Raw genomic sequence first — 23,565 nt, forward strand, 5'->3', positions numbered from 1 at the left:
CTAATCCTTGTCGTAGAGGCTGCTCAAGGGCCGTTTCAGCAGGCTTTCCCGCAGCGATCCCTCACGTCTCGGTAGGGGAGCGGCGCGTAGGCCGTCTCCGCTCGGCGAAGGCGGCTGAGCGCCAGTCTCGGGAAAGCGCTGCCTGCGCAGTTCCGCGAAGCGGTCGGGCCATGGCGTGGCGGGCGGTTTCGGGGAGGTGTCGCCGCGGGGCAGCATGTCGGGCCTGTAGGGCTCCATCCGCGGGGCCTCGCTACTACCTGACAGGTCGGCGGCCGGTCTCGGCTCGCCATGCATCTCGCGACCCCAGCGCTCGAATTCCTCGTCGCTTGCCGGCGGAAAGTCGTGAACTTCCGGGCTGCCTTCGAAGGTCAGATTGTCCAGCGTGGTCGCAGCCTCGTAGCGACGCTGGAAGGTGGAAATGTCCGGGCCGCTTATCGCGCGCATGCGGGTGATGACCGCGCGCAGATCCACCGTATCCGGCGTCTCTTCCGACTGCCGTTCGGCAATCCCATGCGCCTTCGGCAGATGCAGGCGATCGACGCGCGAAAAGCGCATGCGCATCGGCACGGAGATAGCCTCGCCGAAGGCGATGGCCTCGCCATTGCCGATCGAGGAGAGGAAGCTGGTCGTGGAGATGGAGGAATTCGGGATCGCCGACTTGATGATTTCCTGGTCGCGCTCGTTGGAGAGCCGCATGGCGAAGACCGTCGAGCACTGCGAAAGGATCGTCTGGTCGAGTTCGCCCGGCCGCTGGGTGATGATGCCGAGCGAGACCCCGTATTTGCGGCCTTCCTTGGCGATGCGGGAAATGGCCTGCCGGGTCGGGAAGAAGCCGAGCTCCCGGTCGGCGGGCACATAGCGGTGCGCCTCTTCGCAGACCACCAGCACATGGATCGCGCCATTGCTCCAGAGCGCGATCTCGAACGCCATGCGGCAAAGCACGGACGCGACCGAATTGACGACCTCGGAAGGGATGCCCGCGAGCTGGAAGGTGGAGATCGGCCTGTCCGTGCCCGGAATGCGGAAGATATGCGCGATCGTTTCCATGATCGTGTCGCTGATCGTGTTGTTGGAGAACATGAAATGGTAGCGTGGATCGTTGATCGCCGACATGATCCGCACCTTGAGCGAGCGCAGTGAAGGCTTCTCGCCGCGTCCTTCCAGCCGGCCGATGCGCTCGTCGATGAAGGCCAGGAGATCGGCCACGCGATAGGGAACCGGCGTATCGGCGGTGATCGAGCTTCGCTCCACGGTGCGTCGCGCCGGCGAGCCTTCGCTGCCCCGGAAGGCGCGCTTCGCCTCGGGAATGAGATCGCGCAGGATATCCATCTCTTCCGAGACCGGCGGGCGGCCGCGGAACACCACTTCCGCGAACTCGTCGAGCTTCATCAGCCAGAAGGGCAGGTCGAGCTTGTCGGTGTCGATGACGACGGCGTGGTCCGGAAAGGCGGCCGCGAATTCGTTATGCGGGTCGAGGATCAATACCCTGAGCTTGGGGTCGGTTTCGATCGCCTTGTGCAGCAGCAGCGAAACGGCGGTGGACTTGCCCACGCCCGTCGAGCCGACGACCGCGAAATGCTTCGACAGCATCGATGGGATGTGGATCGTCGCGTCTATCGTCTCGTCCTGGGTGATTTTGCCGATGACGCAGGTGTCGCTCTTGCCGGTGTCGTAGATGCGCAGCAGGTCGGAAGCGCGGATGCGATGGGCCATGGCGCCGAGATGCGGATAGCGCGATATGCCGGTGGAAAACTCGTCCCGGCCGTCCGGGCGCGCGCGGACCTCGCCCAGAAGCTCGACTTCGATGTGGAAGCGGTTGTCCTCGTGCTCGCTCCAGTCCTGACGGCTGGTCTGCATGGAATAGGTGAGCGCAACCACCCGGTTTTCCCCGACCGCGATCGATATGAGGCGGCCGACGGACCAGAGCTCCGCTACCTCCGTGTCGCCATCCGCGGCAATAGCCGCGATCGTGGCATGCGAACCGCTGCAAGCGACGACCCGGCCGAGCAGGCGGTCGCCGACCTTTTGAAGATCGCGGCGCTCGTGTTCGCCGGCCGAGATGGAACGATGGAGGTCGTTGTTCAGCAAAACTGGCCCCTGTCGCTGGGGTTTGGCTTGCGGCTCGTCTGCGAGCTCGCGCTATCCCTTGAAATTCCGGAATTCTATAGCCGCCGGTTTAACAAGTGGTGTAGCGGCCGACGGTTCGGTTGCCGCGAAAACAAACGTGGTGGCATTTTTTGACGCAGCGCCAAGTTGACGAATGCCGATTATGTGGCTAACACTTCGCACCATGAAGATTTCGAGCGCACTTATTGTGGTGGGACCGCGCATGGGCAGGATGGTGTAACCATCCGGCGACAGCCACCCATGCGCGGAAAGACAGGCTCCTCAAGGGGCCTTTTTTTATGCCTTCAATCCGGCTCGCAATGAGCTTAATGCACCAAAATCACCGGCGAATGGACGAGAGCAATGACGGATACTGACAATCGCATGACGGGCGCGGAGATCGTTCTGAAAGCGCTGAAGGACAACGGCGTGGAGCATATCTTCGGCTATCCCGGCGGCGCCGTGCTGCCGATCTACGACGAGATATTCCAGCAGGACGATATCCAGCACATCCTCGTGCGGCACGAGCAGGGGGCCGGCCATGCGGCCGAAGGCTATGCCCGCTCCACCGGTAAGGTTGGCGTCATGCTCGTCACCTCCGGCCCCGGCGCGACGAATGCGGTCACCCCGCTGCAGGACGCGCTGATGGATTCCGTCCCGCTCGTCTGCATTTCCGGCCAGGTCCCGACCACGCTGATCGGTTCCGATGCGTTCCAGGAATGCGATACGGTGGGCATTACCCGGCCCTGCACCAAGCACAACTGGCTGGTCAAGGACGTCAACGAGCTTGCCGGCATCATCCACGAGGCGTTCCGCATCGCCCAGAGCGGGCGGCCCGGCCCGGTCGTTGTCGATATCCCGAAGGATATCCAGTTTGCGACCGGCACTTATACGCCGCGTCCGGAAACGCCTGCCAAGTCCAGCTACCAGCCGAAGGTCCAGGGCGATCTCGGCGCGATCCAGGCGGCGGTCGAACTGATGGCCTCGGCGCGCCGGCCGATCCTCTATACCGGCGGCGGCGTCGTCAATTCCGGTCCGGAAGCGTCGCGGCTGCTGCGCGAACTGGTGGAACTCACCAATTTCCCGATCACCTCCACGCTGATGGGGCTCGGCGCTTATCCGGCATCCGGCAGGAACTGGCTGGGAATGCTCGGCATGCACGGTTCCTACGAGTCCAACATGGCGATGCACGATTGCGACGTCATGGTCTGCATCGGCGCCCGCTTCGACGACCGCATTACCGGCCGGGTCAACGCGTTCTCGCCGAATTCCCGGAAGATCCATATCGATATCGACCCGTCCTCGATCAACAAGACCGTCCGGGTCGACCTGCCGATCATCGGCGATGTCGAGCATGTGCTGGAGGATATGGTCCGCCTGTGGCGGGCGCTGCCGAAGAAGCCGGAAAAGGCGCAGACCGAGGAATGGTGGACGCAGATCGACCGCTGGCGGGCGCGCAAGAGCTTCTCCTACAAGAACTCTTCCGACGTCATCATGCCGCAATACGCGCTGGAGCGGTTGTTCGAGGCGACCAAGGGCAAGGATACCTACATCACCACAGAGGTCGGCCAGCATCAGATGTGGGCGGCGCAGTTCTTCGGCTTCGAACAGCCCAACCGCTGGATGACCTCCGGCGGTCTCGGCACCATGGGCTACGGCCTGCCTGCCGCCCTCGGCGTCCAGGTCGCCCATCCGGAGGCGCTCGTCATCGATATCGCCGGCGATGCGTCGATCCAGATGTGCATTCAGGAAATGTCCTGCGCCATCCAGCACAATCTGCCGGTCAAGATCTTCATCCTCAACAACCAATACATGGGCATGGTGCGCCAGTGGCAGCARCTCCTGCACGGCAATCGCCTGTCGAACTCCTATACGGAAGCCATGCCGGATTTCGTCAAGCTGGCGGAAGCCTATGGAGCGGTCGGCCTTTATTGCGATGATCCGAAGGAACTGGACGGGAAGATCGCCGAGATGATCGCGGTCGACAAGCCGGTGATCTTCGATTGCCGCGTGGCCAATCTCGCCAACTGCTTCCCGATGATCCCCTCGGGCAAGGCGCATAACGAGATGCTGCTGCCGGRCGAGGCCACTGACGAGGCGGTAGCGACGGCGATCGACGCGAAAGGGCGCCAGCTCGTCTGATGCGGGCTCGCTTTCTTGAACTGAATTCTAAGGAAACGGACCCAAGATCATGAATGCCCATCAACAACCGACCGGCTCAGCCTATTTCATTTCGCCGGAGACGGAAAAGGTCGAAAGCCATACGCTTTCGATCCTCGTCAGCAACGAGCCGGGAGTTCTAGCCCGCGTCATCGGCCTTTTCTCCGGGCGTGGCTACAACATCGAGAGCCTGACGGTTTCCGAAACCGAACATGAGGCGCATCTTTCGCGCATCACCATCGTGACGCGCGGAACGCCCCACGTGCTGGAGCAGATCAAGGCGCAGCTCGAGCGGATCGTGCCGGTGCACCGCGTCGTGGACCTGACCGTGCGGGCCCGCGATCTCGGCCAGGAACGGCCGATCGAGCGCGAGGTGGCGCTTATCAAGGTCGTGGGGCAGGGCGAGCGCCGCGCCGAGACGCTTCGGCTTGCCGATGCCTTCCACGCCAAGGTGGTGGATGCCACCGTGGAGCATTTCATTCTGGAGATCACCGGCAAGTCCTCCAAGATCGACCAGTTCGTGGCCGTCGTGAAGCCGCTCGGACTCGTGGAAGTGTGCCGCACCGGCATCGCGGCCATGAACCGCGGCCCGCAGGGAATGTGAGGCGAAGCTTCAGATCATCTCCAGCGGCGTCTTGCCTCGGGGCGGCGGAAAGGCACGATCCAGCGCCGCCCAATCCTCTTCGCTGATCTCCAGCGATATCGCCTCGCGATTCTCATCGATCCGGTCGGGATTGGCGGTCTTAGGAATGGCGATCACGCCCTGACGCTTGACGAGGAAGGCAAGCGCCACCTGCGCCGGGGTTGCCTGATAGGCCTTGGCGATGCGGATGAGTTCGGCATTGCGGGCTAGCCGCCCCTGCTCGATAGGTGAATAGGCCATGACCGGAATGTTGCGCTCCCGGCACCAGGGCAGGAGGTCGTATTCGATGCCGCGGCGGGAGAGATTGTAGAGCACCTGGTTGGTGGCGCAGTTTGCGCCATCCGGCAGCTCCATCAGTTCTTCCATGTCGTCCTGATCGAAGTTGGAGACGCCCCAGGCGCCGATCTTGCCCTGTTGCCTCAACGTCTCGAAGCCGGCGACGGTTTCTCCGAGCGGATGCTGGCCGCGCCAGTGGAGCAGGTAGAGATCAATGCGGTCTGTGCCCATCCGCTCGAGACTGCGTTCGCAGGCGGCGATCACCCCGTCGCGGCTGGCATTCCACGGATAGACCTTGCTGACCAGGAAGACCTTGTCGCGCCGGCCTTCGATCGCCTTGCCGACGATGCGCTCCGCGCCGCCTTCCGCATACATTTCCGCCGTGTCGATCAACGTCATGCCGAGATCGATGCCGCGCTTGAGGCTTTCCGCCTCGATCCCGGCCTTGCGCGGCTCTTCGCCCATCTGCCAAGTGCCGAGGCCGAGTGCGGGAATCTTTGCGCCGGAAGGAAGGGTGATGGTGGGGATTGGATCGGACATGGACGACCTCGCGAAAAAATCGAACCTAACATATGACTTTCGTCGCGAACGCCAACCCCGCTTGTCGATAGAGGGAATCGGGCTTACACCGCAATCACAGCCATCCACGAAGAGATGGCACCTGAAAATCTCATCATATTGGCGCTAAGGAGTAATTATGTCGCTGGAAACCCTTCTGGCTCTATTCCTGTTCGCCTTCACGACCTCCATCACGCCGGGGCCGAACAATATGATGCTGTTCGCATCGGGCGTGAATTTCGGCTTTCGCCGCACGATTCCGCATATGTTCGGCATCGGCGCCGGCTTCTTCTCGCTTCTGATCGCCGTAGGCCTCGGTCTCGGCGCGCTGATGCAGAGCGTGCCGCTTCTCTATACCGTGCTGAAGTTCGCGGGCGGCGCCTACCTCCTGTGGATCGCTTGGAAGATCGGTACGTCGCGCAGCCTTTCGGAAGGCGAGGCGGCAGCCCGGCCGATGACATTTCTGGGCGCGGCGGCATTTCAGTGGGTCAATCCCAAGGCGTGGGTCATGGCCGTCACCGCCATGGCGACCTATACCGACCCCGCCTATTACCTGCCGACCGTGCTGATGGTGGGCCTGGTCTTTGCCGCCGTCAACGTCCCGAGCGTTTCCACCTGGGCGGGCTTTGGCTCGGCGCTGCGGGAATGGCTGTCGGTGCCTGTGCGGCTTAAATGGTTCAACATCACCATGGCGGTCTTGCTTGTTGCGAGCCTCTGGCCAATGTTGAAGTGATGAGCGACCTCCTGATCTCTCTTGCAATCGGAATCGGTTTCGTCCTTGGTACGATTGCTCTGGTGCTGGGCAGCTATTTCATCGCGCGAACGCTGCTCCATCCGGGATATGAGGGGGACCGGACGTGGGACGTGGCCAACAATGTCGCAGTCAGGATCGCGACATTGCACGGGCTGATCCTGGGTCTCGTCTATGCGCAGGAGCTTGACGACTACAAGGGCGTGCGCGCCACGCTGACCGACGAGGCGATCGCCATCTCGGATGTCTATCACGATGCCGGGCGCTACGGCGGCGTGATCGTCGTGCCGCTGCAGGAGGGGCTAGCGCGTTATCTGGCGGTCGTCGTGGATGAGGAGTGGCCGCTGCTGGCGCAGCATCAGGGCCTTTCCCCAAAGGCCTGGATGATCTGGGACGAGGTTTATCGGCGCTTGCTGGACCTTTCTCCGACGACCGACCGCGAGCGATATCTGAGCCAGCGCATGAAGGACCGGATTGCTTCGATCGCCCGCTACAGGCAACTCCGGGAGGCCACCTCGGTCAGCCGCTTCTCCGGCCTGTTCTGGGGGGCCGGCCTTGATCGGCCTGGTTCTGGTTTCGGCTGCCTTCTACGTCTCCCGTCCGACGCGGACGCATATAGCGCTGCTGTCGCTGTTCGGCGCTTACTCGGGCGTCATTCTCTTCTTCATCTTCGCGTTTGCGAACCCCTATGCCAATCCGGGAAAACTGGAGCCGCGGCCTTTTGAGCATCTGATCCGGGGAGAGATCGGCAGGAGCCTGCCGGCAGGTTGAACGGTGCTAAGGCCTCTCATGAAGGGAATTGCCGGTAGCATTCCTCCGCCACCTGCCGCAGCATGTCGCGCGGCACTTCGCCAGTGACCGCATAGCCGAGTTCGCCATCGATCCAGTAGAAGGTCTCGACATCACCCACGGAGGCGAAGCGGAAGCTCGTCGTCCTGTTTTGCGAGTTGCGGCTGAGCAGTACCGTCAGGCGCTCGCCGGCCTGATCCTCGTACATGAACATGGCGCCGGGCTGACCGTCCACAGGCAGCAGCCGTCCGCCGACCAGCTTGAAGCCGAGTCTTTGAAGGTTCGGAACCTTGAGATCGTCAATGGCGAGCCTCTTGCCGAGCCAAGTGGCGAGATGCGCTTCCTCTTCGGCGAACACCTCCACCGGATGCCTGACCTCACCGGCATAGACGAGGAAGGCGCTCTGCGCCTCCTTCGGCAGGATTTCGGCGTAGGTGAGCTGGATTTCCGGCTGGCCGAGTAGGCGGGGAGCAAAATGGCCGCTCAGCACCCCGATCGCGAAGATCACGGCCGCAGCACCGGCAAGCCGCAGGCGCTTGGCGGATGGGGCTGTCTTTGAACCCGCGCCACGAGCGATCAGCCGCACGTCGTTTTCCATGCTTTTCGCATGCCCCGCGAAAGCGGCACGTATCCGGTCGTTCTGCGTCTTCCAGTCGGCGATCATCGCTGCGGCATCCGGATTGGCGGCAAGCCAGGTTTCGATGCGCGCGCGCTCCGCCTCGTCGAGAAGCCCGTCGACATAGGCATGCAGTTCCGCTTCGCTCACGCGTGCCTCTTCGTTCATCTTGGTCTCCGCAGATGAATGACATTTTCTTCCGCGAGTTGTTCGCGCAGCATCTGGCGTGCGCGCGACAGGCGCGACATCACCGTTCCGATCGGGATTTCCAGCATTTCGGCGACTTCCCGGTAGCCATATCCCTCGACCGCCACCAGCATCAGGACGGCGCGCGCATCGGCCGGCAGCGCCTCGAGAGCCAGCGAAAGGCGCTTCATCTCCAGCGGATCGCCGGGACCGCCCGCCGTCATCGCCTCGGCCTCCTCGATGCCGACGGAGGGATGCCGCCGCAGCGAGCGGCGCTGGTTGAGGTGGAGATTGGTCATGATCCTGTAGAGCCAGGACTTGAAATTGACGCCGCGCCATTGGGCGCGGCTTGAAAGCGCCTTCTCGACGCAATCCTGCAACAGGTCCTCGCCCTCGCTGTCGGAGCGCGTGAGGCTGCGAGAATAGCGCCTCAGCGACGGCAGGAGCGCGAGCATGTGCGCCTCGAAGGAAACCGGCGCGGAAGCGGCGGCCGCCCCGTGCGCCGGTTCGGCTTCGTCAGGGTTTCGCGACATCCCAGACACCGCCCACACCGTCGCCGGTGACATCGCCTTCCTTGGTATCCTTGACCCAGTAGTAGAGCGGCATGCCGTCCTTGGCCCATTGCTTCGACCCGTCCTTGCGGGTCACGAGCGAGTATGCGCCTTCTTCGGCCGCGTTGCTATCCGCCATCAGCGGCGGCCAGTTGGTGGCGCATTTGTCGTAGCAGTTGGACGTGCCCTTCTTGTCGTTGCGGTAGGTATAGAGCGTCATACCGTTTTCGCCGGCAAGCACTTCGCCCTTCTCGGACTTGACGGTTTTGACCGGCGGGGCGGCAAAGGCTGCCGTGGTGAGCGCGGCGAATGCGAAGGGCAGGAGAATGAGGGTTTTCATGGGGGTCTCCTCTCGGGTGTGAAGGCGGCTTTTTCCTGCCGCCCATGTCGAGACACCGAAGGGGAGGGTTTTATTCCGTAACGCCCCTCAATTTTGCAGGTTTATTTGCTGCCGCCCTGGAAGGATTTCTTCAACTCCGCCGAATTCGTCCGGCAGGCGTCGAGTGCGCTTCGGCTGAAGACGATGCCGTGGCCCGGCACGTCGAGCGGCGTTCCGATGCCGTCTCTGGTGATGATCGGGTTTTCGATAAGGCCAAGCTCAGTGAAGCTGCCGCCGACCACATCCTCCAGCATATAGCCGTTGGGCACGCCGCAGAGGAGCGGCAGCGAAATCTCCATCATGTAGTGAGGCGCGATGGGCTTGCCGAAGCTGCTGGCGAGATGCGCGACCTTGAGCCATTCGGTAATGCCGCCGACGAAAGCGACATCGGCCTGCACCACGTCCACGGCGCCGGCCCGCAGATAATTGAGGAACTGAAACTTGCTGTAGAGGCTTTCGCCGAGTGCGATCGGCGTCCTGGTAGAGCGCTTCAGATCCGCGTGGCCCTGGACATCGTGATAGAGAAGCGGCTCCTCGATCCATTCGAGATGGAACTTTTCCAGCCGGCCTGCCGCCTGGATCGCCTGCGCGGCGCTCCATTTCTGGTTCAGATCGACCATCAGGCGCACGTCGCTCGGGAGTATCTCGCGCAGCCTGGCCAGGCGCTCGATATCGGCTTCCAGGTCGGGCCTGCCGATCTTGATCTTGATGGCTTTGTAGCGCCGGGCGAGATAATCCCGGGCGCGGGCCAGCAGGTCCTCGACGCGGTCGCTTTCGGCGAGATTGATTTCGCTGATATAGGCGGGGATGCTTTCGCGTGCGGCGCCGAGAAGCTGATGCAGCGGCTGGCCCTTGTGCTTTCCGATAATGTCCCAGATGGCGATATCGATGGCGGCGATCGCCATGGAATTGACGCCGAGGCCGAGCCGCCGAGACTGGTTCGAAAGCTTCGTCCAGACCTGCTCGTAGGCGAGCGGATTCATGCCGATCGCAAGCGCCGAGAGATAGTCTTCTATGAGCGTGTGGATCGCGGTGCCACMGATATCGACGCTGTAGCTGAAACCGGTACCGGTAATGCCGGTATCCGTCCTGACCTCCACGACGACGAATTCCAGCGCCTGGACCTTGTTGGTCGCATCCTCCCAGGGCGAGGCGGGCGGCAACCTGTGAACGCTCGACGTTATGCTTTCGATTCTCATGTGCTCCTCCATTTGCCAATCCATTCCATACCGGCTTGCCGAGCACAACACGCGCGGGCAGCTGTTCGTCATGCCGTATGGGCCAGCTGTTTTGATCCTCTTTCGTTCTTTTCGGTTGCGCCCGCCGCCCGAATCCTGCCAAGTCGGCCAATGCAGTTCGCACCTCAACAGGATGAGGCTCTAAAGGCCGTTTCGCGATGGCTGAAGGATGGCCGCAGCCAGGTCTTCCGCCTGTTCGGCTATGCCGGCACCGGCAAGACGACGCTTGCCCGCTATTTCGCCGAGCATGTGGACGGTGATGTGCTGTTCGCGGCCTTCACGGGCAAGGCGGCGCAGGTGTTGCGCTCGCGCGGCGCCCGCAATGCCAAGACTATCCATTCGCTGATCTATCGCCCGCGCGGCGAGGAGGCTGTGGAGGACGAGGAGACGGGCAAGACCTCGATCTCGCCGATGTTTTCCATCAACCGCCAGAGCCCTGTCGCCAAGGCGGCTCTCATCATCATCGACGAATGCTCGATGGTGGACGAACAGCTCGGCCGCGACCTCATGAGCTTCGGCACGCCCATTCTCGTGCTCGGCGATCCCGGCCAGCTGCCACCGGTTACCGGCGGCGGCTTCTTCACCGAGCAGGAGCCGGATTACCTCTTGACCGAAATCCATCGCCAGGCCCGCGACAATCCGATCATCAAGCTCGCCATGGACGTGCGCGAGGGCAGGGAGCTGATGTATGGCGACTACGGCACGGCGCAGGTGATCTCCCGCAACGAGGTGACCCAGCCGCTTGTGATGGAAGCCGATCAGGTGCTGGTCGGCACCAACAGGACGCGCAAGCGCTATAATCAACGCCTGCGCGAGCTTAAGGGCTTTTCGGCGGAGTATCCGCAATCGGGCGACAAGCTGGTCTGCCTGCRCAACGACCCGGCCAAGGGCCTGCTGAACGGATCGCTCTGGCAGGTTATGAGTTCGTCGCGCGAGACCGTGAAGCCTGGCATAAACCTTATGGTCCGGCCCGAAGACGACGACATGGATCGGGGTGCGGCCAAGATCAAGCTCCTGAAAGCGGCATTCGAGGACCAGGAGACTGAAATTCCCTGGTCCACCAAGAAGCGTTATGACGATTTCGACTTCGGCTATGCGTTGACCGTGCACAAGGCGCAGGGTTCACAGTGGAACAATGTCGTGCTGTTCGACGAGAGTTTCGCCTTCCGCGATACGCGCGAGCGCTGGCTTTAYACCGGCATCACCCGCGCTGCCGAGACGCTGATCATCGTTCGCTGATCGCTTCCATCAAAACTTTGCATGGACGGATGGCAGAAAAGCCATTGGCCTCTACTATCTCGATGGCATAAGCAGATCGCATTCTATCAGATGGGATTTCGTCATGCCCGCCAAGCTCTCGGTCAATATCAACGCCATTGCCATGCTGCGCAACCGCCGCGATCTGCCATGGCCGAGTCTGGAACATCTCGGTCGTATCGCTCTGCAGGCCGGAGCAAGCGGGCTGACCGTCCATCCGCGCCCCGACCAGCGGCATATCCGCTTTTCCGACCTGCCGGTGATCCGCGCGCTGATCGACGACGAGTTTCCGGAAGCCGAGTTCAATATCGAAGGCTATCCGAGCGAGGATTTCCTGGCGCTTTGCGAAAGAACCGAGCCGGAACAGGTGACGTTGGTGCCGGACGATCCCGCCCAGGCGACCTCTGATCACGGCTTCGATTTCCGCGGAGAGGGCGAGTTCCTGAAGCCGATCGTCGCGCGATTGAAGAGTAGGGGCATTCGCGTATCGCTGTTTGCAGATGGGGACGGAGACGTCGAGGCCGTTAAGCTCGCCAAGGCGACCGGCGCTGACCGCATCGAACTCTATACCGGCCCCTATGGAGGCTGCTACGACAAGCCGGAACTCGCAGCGGAAATTCTTGAAAAGTTGGGGCGCACGGCCGATGCGGCGGTTGCGGAAGGACTTGCGGTTAACGCCGGTCACGATCTGACGGTCGAAAACCTGCCGGCGCTCGCGAAGCGCATTCCGGCGCTTGCCGAGGTCTCGATCGGCCACGGCCTGACGGCGGACGCGCTGGAATACGGGATGGCCGAAACGGTGCGCCGCTTCCGGCGCGCCTGCGGGCAGAAAGTCTAGTTTGCCAGCTCCTTTTCGCCGAGATCGAGAACCCAGGTCTGCCCGTTGCATTCCGGACCGAACATGGCGTGTTTCTCTTCCGAGACGAGCCGGAATCCGGCCTTCCGATAGATGTGGATTGCGGCCGTCAGGATGTCGTTGGTCCAGAGCGATAGCTGGCGATAGCCGGCAAGTCTTGCGAATTGGATGCACTCATCTACCAAGGCCCGGCCGAGGCCGAGGGCGCGCGCTTCGGGCGCGAGGTAGAGCAGCCTGAGTTTGGCGATGCCGTTGCCGCCATCGGCGGCCATGATCGAACCCACTCTCTGACCGTTCCGCTCAGCGATCCAGCAGCGTTCGCGTTCGGGATTGAAATTGGTCAGGAACTTTCCGGCCACCTCGGCCACCAGCCCTTCGAACTTTTCGTTCCAGCCGTATTCGGCCGCGTAGGCCTTGGCCTGAGCCTCGATGATCCAGCCGATATCGCCGGTCCGGTGAGGCCGGATGATTGCCGGACCCGCCGGCATTGACGGGTCGAGCGTGGCGCGGATCGTGTTCATCGCGCCGATCAGAGCCTGACGGCGGGTATCTTCGATGCCATCGAGGTCGGCCGCGATCTGCCGGCGCGAAAGCTCGCCCAGCATTTCGAACTCCGCCTGTCCCCTCTCGGTGACAACGAGGATTTGGCTGCGCCCATCGGCGGGGTCGGGTTCGCTGTCGATAAAGCCCGCCTCGCGGAACTTCTTCAGGAGGCGGCTAAGATAGGCCGGATCGAGACCGAGTTCGCGATTGAGTTCGGTCGCCGAAAGTCGCCTGCGGGCGCCGATCTCGTAGAGAATGCGCGCTTCGGTAAGCGTGTAATCGGTATCGAGATAGCCCTTCGCCAGCAGGCCGAGCTTGTTCGTATAGAAGCGGTTAAAGCCGCGAACGGCGTCCAGCATGGCGATATCGGTCATGGACAGAGTCTCCCTTTGGAGACTCTGTCCAATATTTATTTGACGTAGTCAAATAAATTATGCAGCAAGGAGCGCGGCTTTCTGTTCCGCGAAGTAGGCGCCGAGAGGCTGGGGCTTGGYGCCCGTGAGTTTCTCGAAATCGCCGGTCACCAGATCGAAATTGCCGGCCTGAATATTGGCATCCGTGGAGACCAGCATGTTGACGACGAAATCCGGCAGACCTGCACCCACAAGACCTTGCTCGAGCTGTTCGGCGCTCACATGCACGACTTCAAGCGGCGCGCCGGCGGTGGAGGAGATCGCGGCGGCGATTTCCTCGGCGGTATGCGCCTGCGGTCCGGTCAGCGTCAGCGTTTGGCTGCCGACGGGAGGGTTCGCGAGAGCGGCGGCTGCCGCGCGGGCGCAATCGTCGCGGGAGATGTTGGAGACCCGGCCCTTGCCGAACGCGGTATGCCACTTGCCGGCCTGAAGATTGTGCGGCATCGAATGCAGATAGTTGTCGTAATACCAGGCATTCCGCAGGATGGTGTAGGAAAGGCCGCTCGCCTTGATCGCTTCTTCCGTGCCGAGATGGTCGGGTGCGAAGGAGATGAGCGATTTGTCCGGATTCGGCATGGATGTGTAGACGACATGCTTCACGCCGGCCTTGGCCGCGGCCGAGACAGCATTCCTGTGCTGGGTCAGGCGCTTGCCGGGATTGGCGAGATCATCGGTGGAGATGATGAGCACGCGATCTGCGCCCTTGAAGGCGGCAACGAGGCCGGCTTCGTCGTCGAAATCGGCCTTGCGGGTTTCGATGCCCTTTTCGGCAAGGCCGGCAAGCTTTTGCGGATCACGGCTCGCCGCGATGATGTCGCCGGCGGGGATCCCGGATGTCTCCAGAAGGTGACGAATGACAGCCTGGCCGAGATTGCCGGCGGCACCGGTGACGAGCAGCTTGCTCATGAAATCTTCCTTTTCTGGCAGCCGCTCAGTGCAGCAGCATTGGTGAGTGTTGGTCTCAAAAAGAGACTAACACTAGAATAGGAATTGACCTGAGGCTGTAAAGAAGGCAGTTTCGGGGGAGATCGTTACCGAAAGGGAACCCATGGTTCTGAACAAGACCACCTCGCCGCTGAAAAGCGAGGAACTCGACATCAGCGCATGGGACATGGACAATTGCCCGGTGCGCGACGTGATCGACCGCATCTCCGGCAAATGGTCGACGCTGCTCTTGGAGGCGCTCGCCATCCGTCCCTATCGCTTCGGGGAGCTCCGCCGGCTGATCCCGGATATTTCGCAACGCATGCTGACCCAGACGCTGCGCGACCTGCAGCGGGACGGCTATATCGAGCGGGAAGTGTTTCCGACCAAGCCTCCGAGCGTGGAATATCGCATGACCGATCTCGGGCGCTCGCTATTCGAGCCGCTTTCCAAGGTCCTTCAGTGGGCGGTAGTCAATCATGCCGACGTCAAGGCGGCGCGGGAGCGGTTCGACGCGAGCGAACTCGCTTGAATACGAAATCCCTTAGGGAAGTGCGGGTGGGACAGAGACTATCGGGCATCCTGATTGCCGGAAGTTCGCATGTCGGCAAAACCACGCTCGCGCGACGTCTGGCCGAGACGCTCGGCTGGAACATGGAATCGACCGACCGCCTCGGAAGGCATCCCGGCCGTCCATGGCCGGGCATACCTCAGCCCGTCGCCGAATATTACGCGCGGCTTTCTCCGGAGACGATCTACTGGTTCCTGAAGGTGCATCATGAAAACGTGTGGCCCGGCATCAGGCGGATGATTGAGAGTGAGATCGACGCCGAAAGGCCACTTATTCTGGAGGGGTCGGCGCTTCGTCCGGAATTCATCGCGCCTCTTCTTTCCGATGCGGTCGCCGGGATCTACCTCCATGCCGATACGGATTTTCTACGGGAAAGAATGCGATCCGAGGCGGGATATCGGCAAGCTGACGAGCCCGCTCGCGCCATAATGGACAAGTTTATCGAGCGGTCCTTGCGGGACAATTCGGAAATGCGCGAGGCCGCAACGCAGCATGGGGTGGCCGTCGTGGATGTCTCCGATTCCCGGGCTGTCGCCGGTCTGTTCGACGATTTGGTGCGCCGGGCCTCATAGGGCTTTGCGACGGAAAAGGAGAGGGGCGGCCGGAAGCCGCCCCTTCGGTTTTTCGGATGTTTGATCAGGCCGCCAGCGAGGCCATGTCGATAACGAAGCGGTAGCGCACGGCGCTCTTCAGGACGCGCTCATAGGCTTCGTTGATCTCACCGATATTGATCGTCTCGATCTCGGAGACGATGTTGTGCTGACCGCAGAAATCCAGCATTTCCTGGGTTTCCTTGATCGAGCCGATCATCGAGCCGGAAAGGCTGCGGCGGCCAGGGATCAGCGAGAAGGCGTGCACCGGTACCGCATGTTCCGGCACGCCGACCAGCACCATGGAGCCGTTGACCTTCAGGAGCCCGAGATAGGCGTTCCAGTCGATCGCCACGCCCACCGTGCAGATGATGAGGTCGAAGGTGCCGGCGAGCTTGGTGAAGGTCTCTGCGTCGCTCGTGGCGTAATATTCCTTGGCGCCGAGCTTCAGCCCGTCTTCCTTCTTGGAGAGCGACTGGCTGAGAACGGTGACATCCGCGCCCATGGCGGCGCCGAGCTTGACGCCCATATGGCCGAGACCGCCCATGCCGACGATCGCGATCTTCTTGCCGGGGCCGGCATTCCAGTGGCGAAGCGGCGAATAGAGCGTGATGCCGGCGCAAAGCAGCGGAGCGGCCGCATCGAGCGGCAGGTTTTCCGGGATCGACAGGACATAGCCTTCCTTGACGACGATCGAGTCGGAATAGCCGCCATAGGTCGGCGTCTTTCCGTCGGCTTCATAGTCGTTGTAGGTCTGCACGAGACCGGGCATGTACTGTTCGTTATCGACATCGCGGGAAGCGCAGCCGACGCAGCTGTCGACGAAGCAGCCGACGCCAACCTTGTCGCCGACCTTGAACTTCGTGACCGAAGAACCGACGGCCGCGACCGTGCCAACGATTTCGTGGCCCGGAACCATCGGGTATTTCGACCCGCCCCATTCGTTTCGGGCCTGGTGAATATCGGAATGGCAGACGCCGCAATACTGGATCGAGATGACCACGTCGTCGGCATTCGGCTCGCGGCGCTCGAAAGTGAAGGGCGTCAGCGGCTTGGACGCGTCGGTGGCGGCATAGCCTCTAGCAATAGCCATGAGAAGCTCCAATCATCTGTTGATTTGAGGGAAAGGGACGAAGCGGACTATGCATCCGGGCGGTCGGCAGGTGTTAGATCGATCCTGCAAGCTTCTTGCACGATCCTGCAAAATTCATGGGGGCCTACAAAAAATGGTGGGCCTGCAAAAAAGACGGGAGAGTGTGTTTCCGGTGCGGATGGGCTATCCTAGATAAGGGCCACTCGCAGAAGGCCAAAAGGGATCGCTCATGACACTGCCCTTCAATCCCTATCAGGAAATCGCCTCCATCGCCGCACGCCATACGCCGGGCGAGGGAGAGTTCGCCACGGCCATCGACAATCTGTGCCTCAGCCGGCGCTCCACGCCGAGCGAGTCGTTCCACAGCAGTTATAAGCCCTGTGTGGCGATCGTGTTGCAGGGCGCCAAGAGCCTGCGTCTCGGCACGGAGACGATCAACTATGCCATGGGCGAATATCTTCTCACCTCGTTCGATCTGCCCGTCACCTGGCGGGTAACGGAAGCGACGCCGGAAGCCCCGCATTTCTGCTTCGCGCTCGCGATCGACAGCGAAAAGCTCACAGAGCTTCTCAATCGTGTCGAGCTTCCTCGGCAGCAGGTGAATGCGGAGAGCCAGCGCGGCATCACCGTCAATGCTGCTTCGCCGGAGATATTGGACGCGGCGGTACGTCTGTTGCGCCTGCTCGACCGCCCGGCGGAAATACCGGCCATGGCGCCGCTGATCCAGCAAGAAATCCTCTACCGCATTCTCACCGGCCCGCACGGCGCGCGGCTGCTCAACATCGCGGTCAGCGACAGCAACAGCAACCGGATCGCGCGTGCGATCGCCTGGCTACGCCAGAACTATGCCCGCCCGCTTCGCATCGAGGAACTGGCGGAGCGCGTCAACATGAGCGAATCCTCCTTCCACCATCACTTCAAGGCGGCGACGGCGATGACGCCGGTTCAATTCCAGAAGAAGCTGCGCCTGCATGAAGCGCGGCGCCYGATGCTGGTGGAAAAGATGGATGTCGGCACGGCCGGCCATCGGGTCGGCTACCAAAGCCCTTCCCAGTTCAGCCGCGAATATAGCCGGCTCTACGGGCTCTCGCCCTTGCGCGACGTGGAATCATCGGTCCGCGAACCGGTCACCGTCTAGACTTGTGGCGCTTCACACGTATCGTCTGATGGCGTTGTCCTGGGCATTTCGGGGAATGGTTCTCGAAGGCCCCGGCGGAGAACTGTCCGGAAAAATCTTCCCGGGCAGATGTCGCTGAGGGTGATTAATTCTCCAGTACGACGCTCGGCTGTCGCAAAGCCCTCTTGCAAATCAGCAAGGGAAGCCATTATTTTGGAACTGTTCTCAGGGCGGGGTGCAATTCCCCACCGGCGGTATCGGGAGTAATCCCGGAGCCCGCGAGCGCTTTCACGCAAGTGAAAGGTCAGCAGATCCGGTGAGATGCCGGAGCCGACGGTTAAAGTCCGGATGGAAGAGAACAACGCCGGGTGTCCCCTGTTCGGGGGATGAGTCCGGCTTGTTCGCCCAAGGGATAAATGGCGGCCCGCAAGGCCGTGGTTTTAACCGCTAACGCGGGTAACCCTTGAAAGGCACCGAAATGACAATCGCAAAAATCGAAGATGCTCTCGAAGTTCTGGCACGCGGCCAAATGATCGTCGTCGTGGATGACGAGGACCGGGAGAATGAGGGAGACATCATCGCGGCATCGGAAACGGTGACTGTTGAGACGGTCGCGTTCATGATGAACCATGCACGCGGCCTGATCTGCGTGGCGATGGAAGGCGAGCGGCTGGATGCGCTCGACATCCCGCTAATGGTTCCCCGTAATACGGAATCCCACAAGACCGCCTTCACCGTTTCGGTGGATTACATTCCGGGAACGACGACGGGCATTTCGGCGGCCGACCGGGCGGCAACGGTGAGGGCGTTGATGGACCCGAAGGCGCAGCCGGACGACTTCGCGCGGCCGGGCCATATCTTTCCCCTCCGGGCCCATCCCAATGGCGTGCTTTCGCGCCCCGGACATACGGAAGCGGCCGTGGATCTCTGCCGTCTGGCGGGCCTGAAGCCCTCCGGCGTCATCTGCGAAGTCGCCAAGGATGACGGCACCATGGCGCGCCTGCCGGACCTCGTCGAATTCGCGAAGCTCCATGGAATGCCGCTGGTAACGATCGCCGACCTGATTTCATACGTGAAGGATCTGCGTAACGTGGGCGATGCCTACGCCGCCTGACCTGGCTCGATTGGTCGAAAGCCCCAGCATATCGTGAAAACCCGATCAAAGCCGGCGCAGGTTTGCACCGGCTTTGATCGTTTGAAAGCCTCCGAAATCATCGGACCGCCTCACGTGACTTTTCATTCCGGCATGTCGGATATCCATGCTCCCACTCGTCTTTAAAAGGAGATGAACGGAGGCCTGTCCGATATGAAACTGTACTTCAGCCGTAATCCCAATCCGCGTCTCGCGGTGGCCGTTGCGCGTTATCTGGATGCGCAGGTCGAGTTTGAATATGCATCGCCGCGAGCGCCGGGGCAGGCCGAGCGTTATCGCTCGTTGAACCCGAATCTGCTGCTGCCCATTCTGCAAGGTCCTGGAAGAACGCTTTGGGAGGCTGACGCCATCGCCTGCYGTCTTTCCCGCGACATGCTCTCCAATTTCTGGCGCACCGACGATGATGAGCCGGAGATGATCCGATGGATCAGCTGGGGCATGCAGAATTTCGTGAAAGCTTGCGATATCGTGCATTTTGAACGCGGAACCAAGTTGCGGTATGGGATCGGTCCCCTGGATCCGCAGCAGGTCGAGAATGGATTACRGCAATTTCACCAAGCCGCTAAGATCCTTGAGGTGGAACTTTCAAGCCGGCTTTGGCTGGTAGGGAATACGCCTTCGTTTGCGGACTTTCGAATGGCTACGTTTCTGCCGTTCAATGACGCCGCGTTGCTACCGATCGATGAGTATCCCTCCATTCGCCGCTGGAACCGTCAGCTCGAAGACATCGACGCTTGGCGTGATCCTTTCCGTGGATTGGGTGCTCCGGAATTGCCGCCGCTGCCGGCTTAGCTTTTTTAAAGCTGCGGGACGTTCGAAGAACCAGTGGTCAACTTCTCCCAAACCGTCTTGACGCGAGCTTGCGTCTGCGCCATAAGCGCAATCCGAACCGTACCGTACGGTACTGGATAGGAGGCCCTACAGTGATTGCCGAAGCAGGCCGCGTGCCGGAATTTTCGCCCCGCCAGAATGTCGTTCTGGAGCAGGCGCTTCGGCTGCTCGTGGAAGGGGGCGAAAAGGCGCTCACGACCTCCGGCCTGGCGCGCGCTGCGCATTGCTCCAAGGAAAGCCTCTACAAGTGGTTCGGCGATCGCGAGGGTCTGCTGGCTGCGATGATCGCCCACCAGGCAAGCAAGGTGCGCACCTTCGAGCGCTCCGGCGAGCGGCTGAACGCCGTGCTGCTGCGCGAGCACCTGGAGCTTTTCGCGCGCGACCTGCTGGAGGTTTTGGCCGGCGACGTGTCGCTGGCGCTGAACCGGCTTGCGATCGGCCAATCCAACCGCGACGGTTCCAAACTCGGCAAGCTGCTGCTCGAGCACGGCCGCCGCCAGATCGATCGCCGCGCGATCGCGCTGCTCGATGCGGGCAAGCGGGCGGGGCTCTTGCGTTTCGACGATGCCGACGCCGCCTATCACACGCTTTACGGCCTGATCGTCTCCGACCTGCATGTGCGCATGCTGCTCGGCGAGCCGGGCCTCAAGGACAATGCGCGCCAGGCGCAGAAGGCGGTCGATGCCTTCCTGACGCTGCACGGCACGCAAAAGGGAACGGAGGAGGCGCCGCGTGCCTCCTCGGGACGATGAATATCACCAACAAGCGACACGCATAGGGAAGGAAAAAACGATGCGCGTTTATTACGATCGGGATGCCGATATCAACCTCATCAAGTCGAAGAACGTCGCCGTCATCGGTTACGGCTCGCAGGGCCGCGCGCATGCGCTGAACCTCAAGGATTCGGGCGCCAGGAACGTGGCGATCGCGCTAAAGGCCGGTTCGCCGACCGTCAAGAAGGCCGAGGCCGACGGCTTCAAGGTCATGACGGTTGCCGAAGCCGCCAAGTGGGCGGACCTGATGATGATGGCGACCCCGGACGAACTCCAGGCCGACATCTACAAGGTCGAAATCGCTCCGAACATCCGTGACGGCGCGGCGATCGCCTTCGCGCACGGCCTCAACGTGCATTTCGGCCTGATCGAGCCGAAGGCATCGGTCGATGTCGTCATGATCGCGCCGAAGGGCCCGGGCCACACGGTTCGCGGCGAATACCAGAAGGGCGGCGGCGTGCCGTGCCTGGTCGCCGTTCACCAGAACGCTTCCGGCAATGCGCTTGAGCTTGCTCTTTCCTACGCCTGCGGCGTCGGCGGCGGCCGTTCGGGCATCATCGAGACCAACTTCAAGGAAGAGTGCGAAACCGACCTCTTCGGCGAGCAGGTCGTTCTCTGCGGCGGTCTGGTCGAACTCATCCGCGCCGGCTTCGAGACGCTGGTGGAAGCCGGTTACGCGCCGGAAATGGCCTATTTCGAGTGCCTGCACGAAGTGAAGCTGATCGTCGACCTGATCTATGAAGGCGGCATCGCCAACATGAACTACTCGATCTCCAACACGGCCGAGTGGGGCGAATACGTCACCGGTCCGCGCATCATCACGGAAGAGACAAAGGCCGAGATGAAGCGCGTCCTCAAGGACATCCAGACCGGCAAGTTCACCTCCGAATGGATGCAGGAATACCGTTCCGGCGGCGCCCGCTTCAAGGGCATCCGCCGCAACAACGACGCCCATCAGATCGAGGAAGTCGGCACCAAGCTGCGCGCCATGATGCCCTGGATCGGCAAGAACAAGCTGGTCGACAAGACGGTCAACTAAGCTTTCGAAGCCGCATGCGGCTGACACTCAGGCGCCACGCACCAAGTCCGGTGCGTGGCGTTTCTCTTTTTAGCCTTGAGGCGGGATCACGCCCTTGGTGAGCAGGAAGCAGCCGTAGAACCGTGTTTCGCCGGTCGCTATCACGCAATAGGCCTTCTTCGCCGCTTCGTAGAAGGCGAAGCGCTCGATGCCGTACATCGGGGCGGACTGGCCTTCGGCAGCATCGATCTGCTCTTGCACTTCCGCCTGCACCGGTTCGATCCGGTCGGGAGYGCCCATGACCTCCATCCGGCCGACGGAGGRCTGCAGCGGGGTGTCGAGCGGCAGTACCGAAAGAACGGCCTGCATGGCGCGAGCGGCCGGGACGTTGTCGATCCTGAGCAGCTTGCCAAGGGCGGTCTGGCGCGCGACGGACTCCGCCGGGAAGTTCGTGTCCACCAGCGCCAGCGTATCTCCGTGCCCCATGGAGCGAAGCGCGTGCAATACGTCTGCGTTCAATGCCGGATCGATGTTCTTGAGCATGTATTCCTCCCGGATCGTGCCATCGTTTGCTCGAATTGAGTCGGCAGAAAACTGTCTTCAATTTCTCGCTCTGGCAAGCGAACGCATTGGCTGTTTTCGCAATTCCGAAGGCAAAAACGCTGCACACTTTTGCTGAAATTGCTCTGGTGGCATAGTGCAGCATACAGGCGAAAAAATCGCCGGCAGGCCAATAGGTCAGTATTGCTGACCTGTCGATCTTTCTGTAAAGAAAGGTCATACAAAATTGAAATAAGAGGAAACATCCGTGCTTGATTGGGAACATATCTTTGCGACGCGCTCCAGCCGCATGCGTGCGTCCGAAATCCGTGAGCTTCTGAAGCTGCTCGAGCGGCCCGACATCATCTCCTTCGCCGGCGGCATTCCCGACCCGGCGCTGTTTCCCGATCAGGAATTCAAGCAAGCCTATTCGGATATCTTTTCCGGCGCCCAGGTGAATGCCGCGCTTCAGTATTCCGTCAGCGAAGGTTACAAGCCGCTGCGCGAATGGCTGGTCGGCGAAATGGCGAAGATCGGCATTCCTTGCGCCGTCGAAAACGTCTTCATCACCTCCGGCTCGCAGCAGGCGCTCGACTATCTCGGCAAGCTCTTCCTGTCGCCGAAGGACACCGCTCTCGTCACCTGGCCGACCTATCTCGGCGCGCTGCAGGCCTTCAACGCCTATGAGCCGACCTATGACCAGCTTTCCTTCGGCAACCGCACGCCGGCGGCCTATCAGGAGGCTGCGGCCAAAGCGGGCGGTGCGGTGAAATTCGCTTATCTGTCGGCCGATTTCGCCAATCCGACCGGCGAGACGGTGGACCGGGCAGGGCGCGAAAAGCTGCTCGGCCTCGCCGACGAACTCGACATCGCCGTCATCGAAGATGCCGCCTACCAATCGCTGCGCTACGATGGGGACGCGGTCCCGCCGATCCTGGCGCTCGATATCGCCCGCAAGGGCGGCATCGAGAACACCCGAACCATCTATTGCGGCAGCTTCTCCAAGACGCTCGCTCCCGGCCTTCGCGTCGGCTTCGTGGTCGCCGCCATGCCGGTCATCCGCAAGCTGGTACTGATGAAGCAGGCTGCCGATCTGCATTCCTCGACGATCAACCAGATCGCCATCGAGCATGTCGCTTCCCGCGGTTTCGACGCGCAGGTTTCCAAGATCAAGGCGGCTTACAGCAAGCGCCGTGACGCCATGCTCGCGGCGCTCGCCAAGTACATGCCCAAGGGCACGAGCTGGACGAAGCCCGAAGGCGGCATGTTCATCTGGGTCACTGTCCCGGCAGGCCTTGACGGCGCCGAGCTTCTCGCCCGCTCGATCGAAACCGAGAAGGTCGCTTTCGTGCCGGGCCAGGCCTTCTTCGCCGATCGCTCGGGCGCGAATACCCTGCGGCTCTCCTTCTCCTGCGCGGACGAGGCGATGATCGAGGAAGGCATCCAGCGTCTCGGCCGCCTCATCGGCAACGCGCTTTCCGCGGCCGCCGCCTGATCAGGCTATCCGCCAAGTCGAAGCCCTGTCTCCACTCGGTGACGGGGCTTTTTTATTGCGGATAGTCTTTCTGTGGTGCTGATGGCATCTGTCACATACCTGTCAGATCGATCGTGTTTAAGCGGTTATCCATTCAGA

Annotated in this window: 24 protein-coding genes and 1 riboswitch; of the genes, 14 read left to right on the forward strand and 10 right to left on the reverse strand. The window is 61.6% G+C overall.

The annotated features are described in order from the left end of the window. Nucleotides 1-2,088: a helicase HerA domain-containing protein gene (locus LCM4573_RS23975; RefSeq protein ID WP_071009013.1), complete on the reverse strand. Its 2,088-nt coding sequence runs from the start codon at nucleotides 2,086-2,088 to the stop codon at nucleotides 1-3. Between the two features lie 381 nt (nucleotides 2,089-2,469). Between LCM4573_RS23975 and LCM4573_RS23980 the strand changes: the two genes are divergently transcribed. Beyond that, nucleotides 2,470-4,248, forward strand: a complete 1,779-nt coding sequence (locus LCM4573_RS23980; RefSeq protein ID WP_071009015.1) for an acetolactate synthase 3 large subunit — start codon at nucleotides 2,470-2,472, stop codon at nucleotides 4,246-4,248. Nucleotides 4,249-4,297: 49 nt separating this feature from the next. Further along, a complete protein-coding gene (gene ilvN, locus LCM4573_RS23985; RefSeq protein ID WP_046792595.1) occupies nucleotides 4,298-4,870 on the forward strand; it encodes an acetolactate synthase small subunit in 573 nt (190 codons plus the stop codon). A 9-nt stretch (nucleotides 4,871-4,879) separates the two neighbouring features. On the opposite strand, the gene LCM4573_RS23990 is transcribed toward ilvN, so the two are convergent. Further along, the gene (locus LCM4573_RS23990; protein WP_071009017.1) at nucleotides 4,880-5,725 is read right to left on the reverse strand and encodes an aldo/keto reductase; all 846 of its coding nucleotides are present in this window, start codon (nucleotides 5,723-5,725) and stop codon (nucleotides 4,880-4,882) included. A 157-nt stretch (nucleotides 5,726-5,882) separates the two neighbouring features. Between LCM4573_RS23990 and LCM4573_RS23995 the strand changes: the two genes are divergently transcribed. Together LCM4573_RS23995 and LCM4573_RS24000 are read left to right on the forward strand one after the other, a co-directional pair. After that, on the forward strand, nucleotides 5,883-6,476 hold the full coding sequence (locus tag LCM4573_RS23995; protein ID WP_046792593.1) for a LysE family translocator: 594 nt from the start codon (nucleotides 5,883-5,885) through the stop codon (nucleotides 6,474-6,476). Then, nucleotides 6,476-7,219 (forward strand): hypothetical protein, encoded by a 744-nt coding sequence (locus LCM4573_RS24000; RefSeq protein ID WP_244505403.1) that lies wholly within the window; start codon nucleotides 6,476-6,478, stop codon nucleotides 7,217-7,219. The genes LCM4573_RS23995 and LCM4573_RS24000 overlap by 1 nt, the downstream gene beginning before the upstream one ends. 62 nt (nucleotides 7,220-7,281) lie before the next feature. Here the strand turns inward: LCM4573_RS24000 and LCM4573_RS24005 are convergent, their stop codons facing one another. The 4 genes from LCM4573_RS24005 to LCM4573_RS24020 form a co-directional block, all read right to left on the reverse strand. After that, nucleotides 7,282-8,067, reverse strand: a complete 786-nt coding sequence (locus LCM4573_RS24005; RefSeq protein ID WP_071009019.1) for an anti-sigma factor — start codon at nucleotides 8,065-8,067, stop codon at nucleotides 7,282-7,284. After that, nucleotides 8,064-8,618 carry an RNA polymerase sigma factor gene (locus tag LCM4573_RS24010; protein WP_071009021.1) on the reverse strand — a complete coding sequence of 185 codons (555 nt, stop codon included), beginning with the start codon at nucleotides 8,616-8,618 and terminating at the stop codon, nucleotides 8,064-8,066. The genes LCM4573_RS24005 and LCM4573_RS24010 overlap by 4 nt, the downstream gene beginning before the upstream one ends. Beyond that, entirely contained in the window at nucleotides 8,602-8,976 is a 375-nt protein-coding gene (locus LCM4573_RS24015; RefSeq protein WP_071009023.1) for a hypothetical protein, read from the reverse strand. Before LCM4573_RS24015 ends, LCM4573_RS24010 begins: the two co-directional genes overlap by 17 nt. A 101-nt stretch (nucleotides 8,977-9,077) precedes the next feature. Then, nucleotides 9,078-10,214: a mandelate racemase/muconate lactonizing enzyme family protein gene (locus LCM4573_RS24020; protein ID WP_071009025.1), complete on the reverse strand. Its 1,137-nt coding sequence runs from the start codon at nucleotides 10,212-10,214 to the stop codon at nucleotides 9,078-9,080. 150 nt (nucleotides 10,215-10,364) lie between these two features. On the opposite strand from LCM4573_RS24020, the gene LCM4573_RS24025 reads away from it, so the two are divergent. Further along, the gene (locus LCM4573_RS24025; RefSeq protein WP_071009026.1) at nucleotides 10,365-11,492 is read left to right on the forward strand and encodes an ATP-dependent RecD-like DNA helicase; all 1,128 of its coding nucleotides are present in this window, start codon (nucleotides 10,365-10,367) and stop codon (nucleotides 11,490-11,492) included. 103 nt (nucleotides 11,493-11,595) lie between these two features. Continuing rightward, the gene (locus LCM4573_RS24030; RefSeq protein ID WP_071009028.1) at nucleotides 11,596-12,348 is read left to right on the forward strand and encodes a pyridoxine 5'-phosphate synthase; all 753 of its coding nucleotides are present in this window, start codon (nucleotides 11,596-11,598) and stop codon (nucleotides 12,346-12,348) included. On the opposite strand, the gene LCM4573_RS24035 is transcribed toward LCM4573_RS24030, so the two are convergent. Then, nucleotides 12,345-13,283 (reverse strand): bifunctional helix-turn-helix transcriptional regulator/GNAT family N-acetyltransferase, encoded by a 939-nt coding sequence (locus LCM4573_RS24035; RefSeq protein ID WP_071009030.1) that lies wholly within the window; start codon nucleotides 13,281-13,283, stop codon nucleotides 12,345-12,347. The two genes, LCM4573_RS24030 and LCM4573_RS24035, sit on opposite strands and share 4 nt — an antisense overlap. 57 nt (nucleotides 13,284-13,340) lie before the next feature. Next, complete coding sequence (locus LCM4573_RS24040) at nucleotides 13,341-14,228, reverse strand: SDR family oxidoreductase (RefSeq protein WP_071009031.1); 888 nt, start codon at nucleotides 14,226-14,228, stop codon at nucleotides 13,341-13,343. Nucleotides 14,229-14,370: 142 nt separating this feature from the next. On the opposite strand from LCM4573_RS24040, the gene LCM4573_RS24045 reads away from it, so the two are divergent. Continuing rightward, nucleotides 14,371-14,778 carry a helix-turn-helix domain-containing protein gene (locus tag LCM4573_RS24045; RefSeq protein ID WP_071009033.1) on the forward strand — a complete coding sequence of 136 codons (408 nt, stop codon included), beginning with the start codon at nucleotides 14,371-14,373 and terminating at the stop codon, nucleotides 14,776-14,778. A gap of 26 nt (nucleotides 14,779-14,804) precedes the next feature. Beyond that, a complete protein-coding gene (locus tag LCM4573_RS24050) occupies nucleotides 14,805-15,389 on the forward strand; it encodes a hypothetical protein (protein WP_071009035.1) in 585 nt (194 codons plus the stop codon). Between the two features lie 64 nt (nucleotides 15,390-15,453). Here LCM4573_RS24050 and LCM4573_RS24055 read toward each other — a convergent pair whose 3' ends face one another. Further along, nucleotides 15,454-16,500, reverse strand: coding sequence for an NAD(P)-dependent alcohol dehydrogenase (locus tag LCM4573_RS24055; RefSeq protein ID WP_071009037.1), 1,047 nt, complete (start codon nucleotides 16,498-16,500; stop codon nucleotides 15,454-15,456). Between the two features lie 229 nt (nucleotides 16,501-16,729). Here LCM4573_RS24055 and LCM4573_RS24060 point away from each other — a divergent pair, with 229 nt between their 5' ends. From LCM4573_RS24060 to ilvC, 5 genes are all read left to right on the forward strand, one after another. Next, complete coding sequence (locus tag LCM4573_RS24060) at nucleotides 16,730-17,638, forward strand: AraC family transcriptional regulator (protein ID WP_071009038.1); 909 nt, start codon at nucleotides 16,730-16,732, stop codon at nucleotides 17,636-17,638. Nucleotides 17,639-17,834: 196 nt separating this feature from the next. Beyond that, nucleotides 17,835-17,981, forward strand: a riboswitch (FMN riboswitch). 114 nt (nucleotides 17,982-18,095) lie between these two features. Beyond that, nucleotides 18,096-18,731 carry a 3,4-dihydroxy-2-butanone-4-phosphate synthase gene (ribB, locus tag LCM4573_RS24065; RefSeq protein WP_071009040.1) on the forward strand — a complete coding sequence of 212 codons (636 nt, stop codon included), beginning with the start codon at nucleotides 18,096-18,098 and terminating at the stop codon, nucleotides 18,729-18,731. 192 nt (nucleotides 18,732-18,923) lie between these two features. Further along, a complete protein-coding gene (locus LCM4573_RS24070; RefSeq protein WP_071009228.1) occupies nucleotides 18,924-19,562 on the forward strand; it encodes a glutathione S-transferase family protein in 639 nt (212 codons plus the stop codon). 131 nt (nucleotides 19,563-19,693) lie between these two features. After that, nucleotides 19,694-20,353: a TetR/AcrR family transcriptional regulator C-terminal domain-containing protein gene (locus LCM4573_RS24075; protein WP_071009042.1), complete on the forward strand. Its 660-nt coding sequence runs from the start codon at nucleotides 19,694-19,696 to the stop codon at nucleotides 20,351-20,353. Nucleotides 20,354-20,393: 40 nt separating this feature from the next. Beyond that, complete coding sequence (ilvC, locus tag LCM4573_RS24080; RefSeq protein WP_071009044.1) at nucleotides 20,394-21,413, forward strand: ketol-acid reductoisomerase; 1,020 nt, start codon at nucleotides 20,394-20,396, stop codon at nucleotides 21,411-21,413. A 69-nt stretch (nucleotides 21,414-21,482) separates the two neighbouring features. Here the strand turns inward: ilvC and LCM4573_RS24085 are convergent, their stop codons facing one another. Further along, the gene (locus LCM4573_RS24085; protein ID WP_071009045.1) at nucleotides 21,483-21,935 is read right to left on the reverse strand and encodes an RbsD/FucU family protein; all 453 of its coding nucleotides are present in this window, start codon (nucleotides 21,933-21,935) and stop codon (nucleotides 21,483-21,485) included. A gap of 265 nt (nucleotides 21,936-22,200) precedes the next feature. On the opposite strand from LCM4573_RS24085, the gene LCM4573_RS24090 reads away from it, so the two are divergent. Beyond that, nucleotides 22,201-23,427 carry a PLP-dependent aminotransferase family protein gene (locus LCM4573_RS24090; protein ID WP_071009047.1) on the forward strand — a complete coding sequence of 409 codons (1,227 nt, stop codon included), beginning with the start codon at nucleotides 22,201-22,203 and terminating at the stop codon, nucleotides 23,425-23,427. Nucleotides 23,428-23,565: the final 138 nt, after the last annotated feature.

Origin of the sequence: Rhizobium sp. LCM 4573, from assembly GCF_001854865.1 — a bacterium.
Taxonomy (GTDB): Bacteria; Pseudomonadota; Alphaproteobacteria; order Rhizobiales; family Rhizobiaceae; genus Neorhizobium.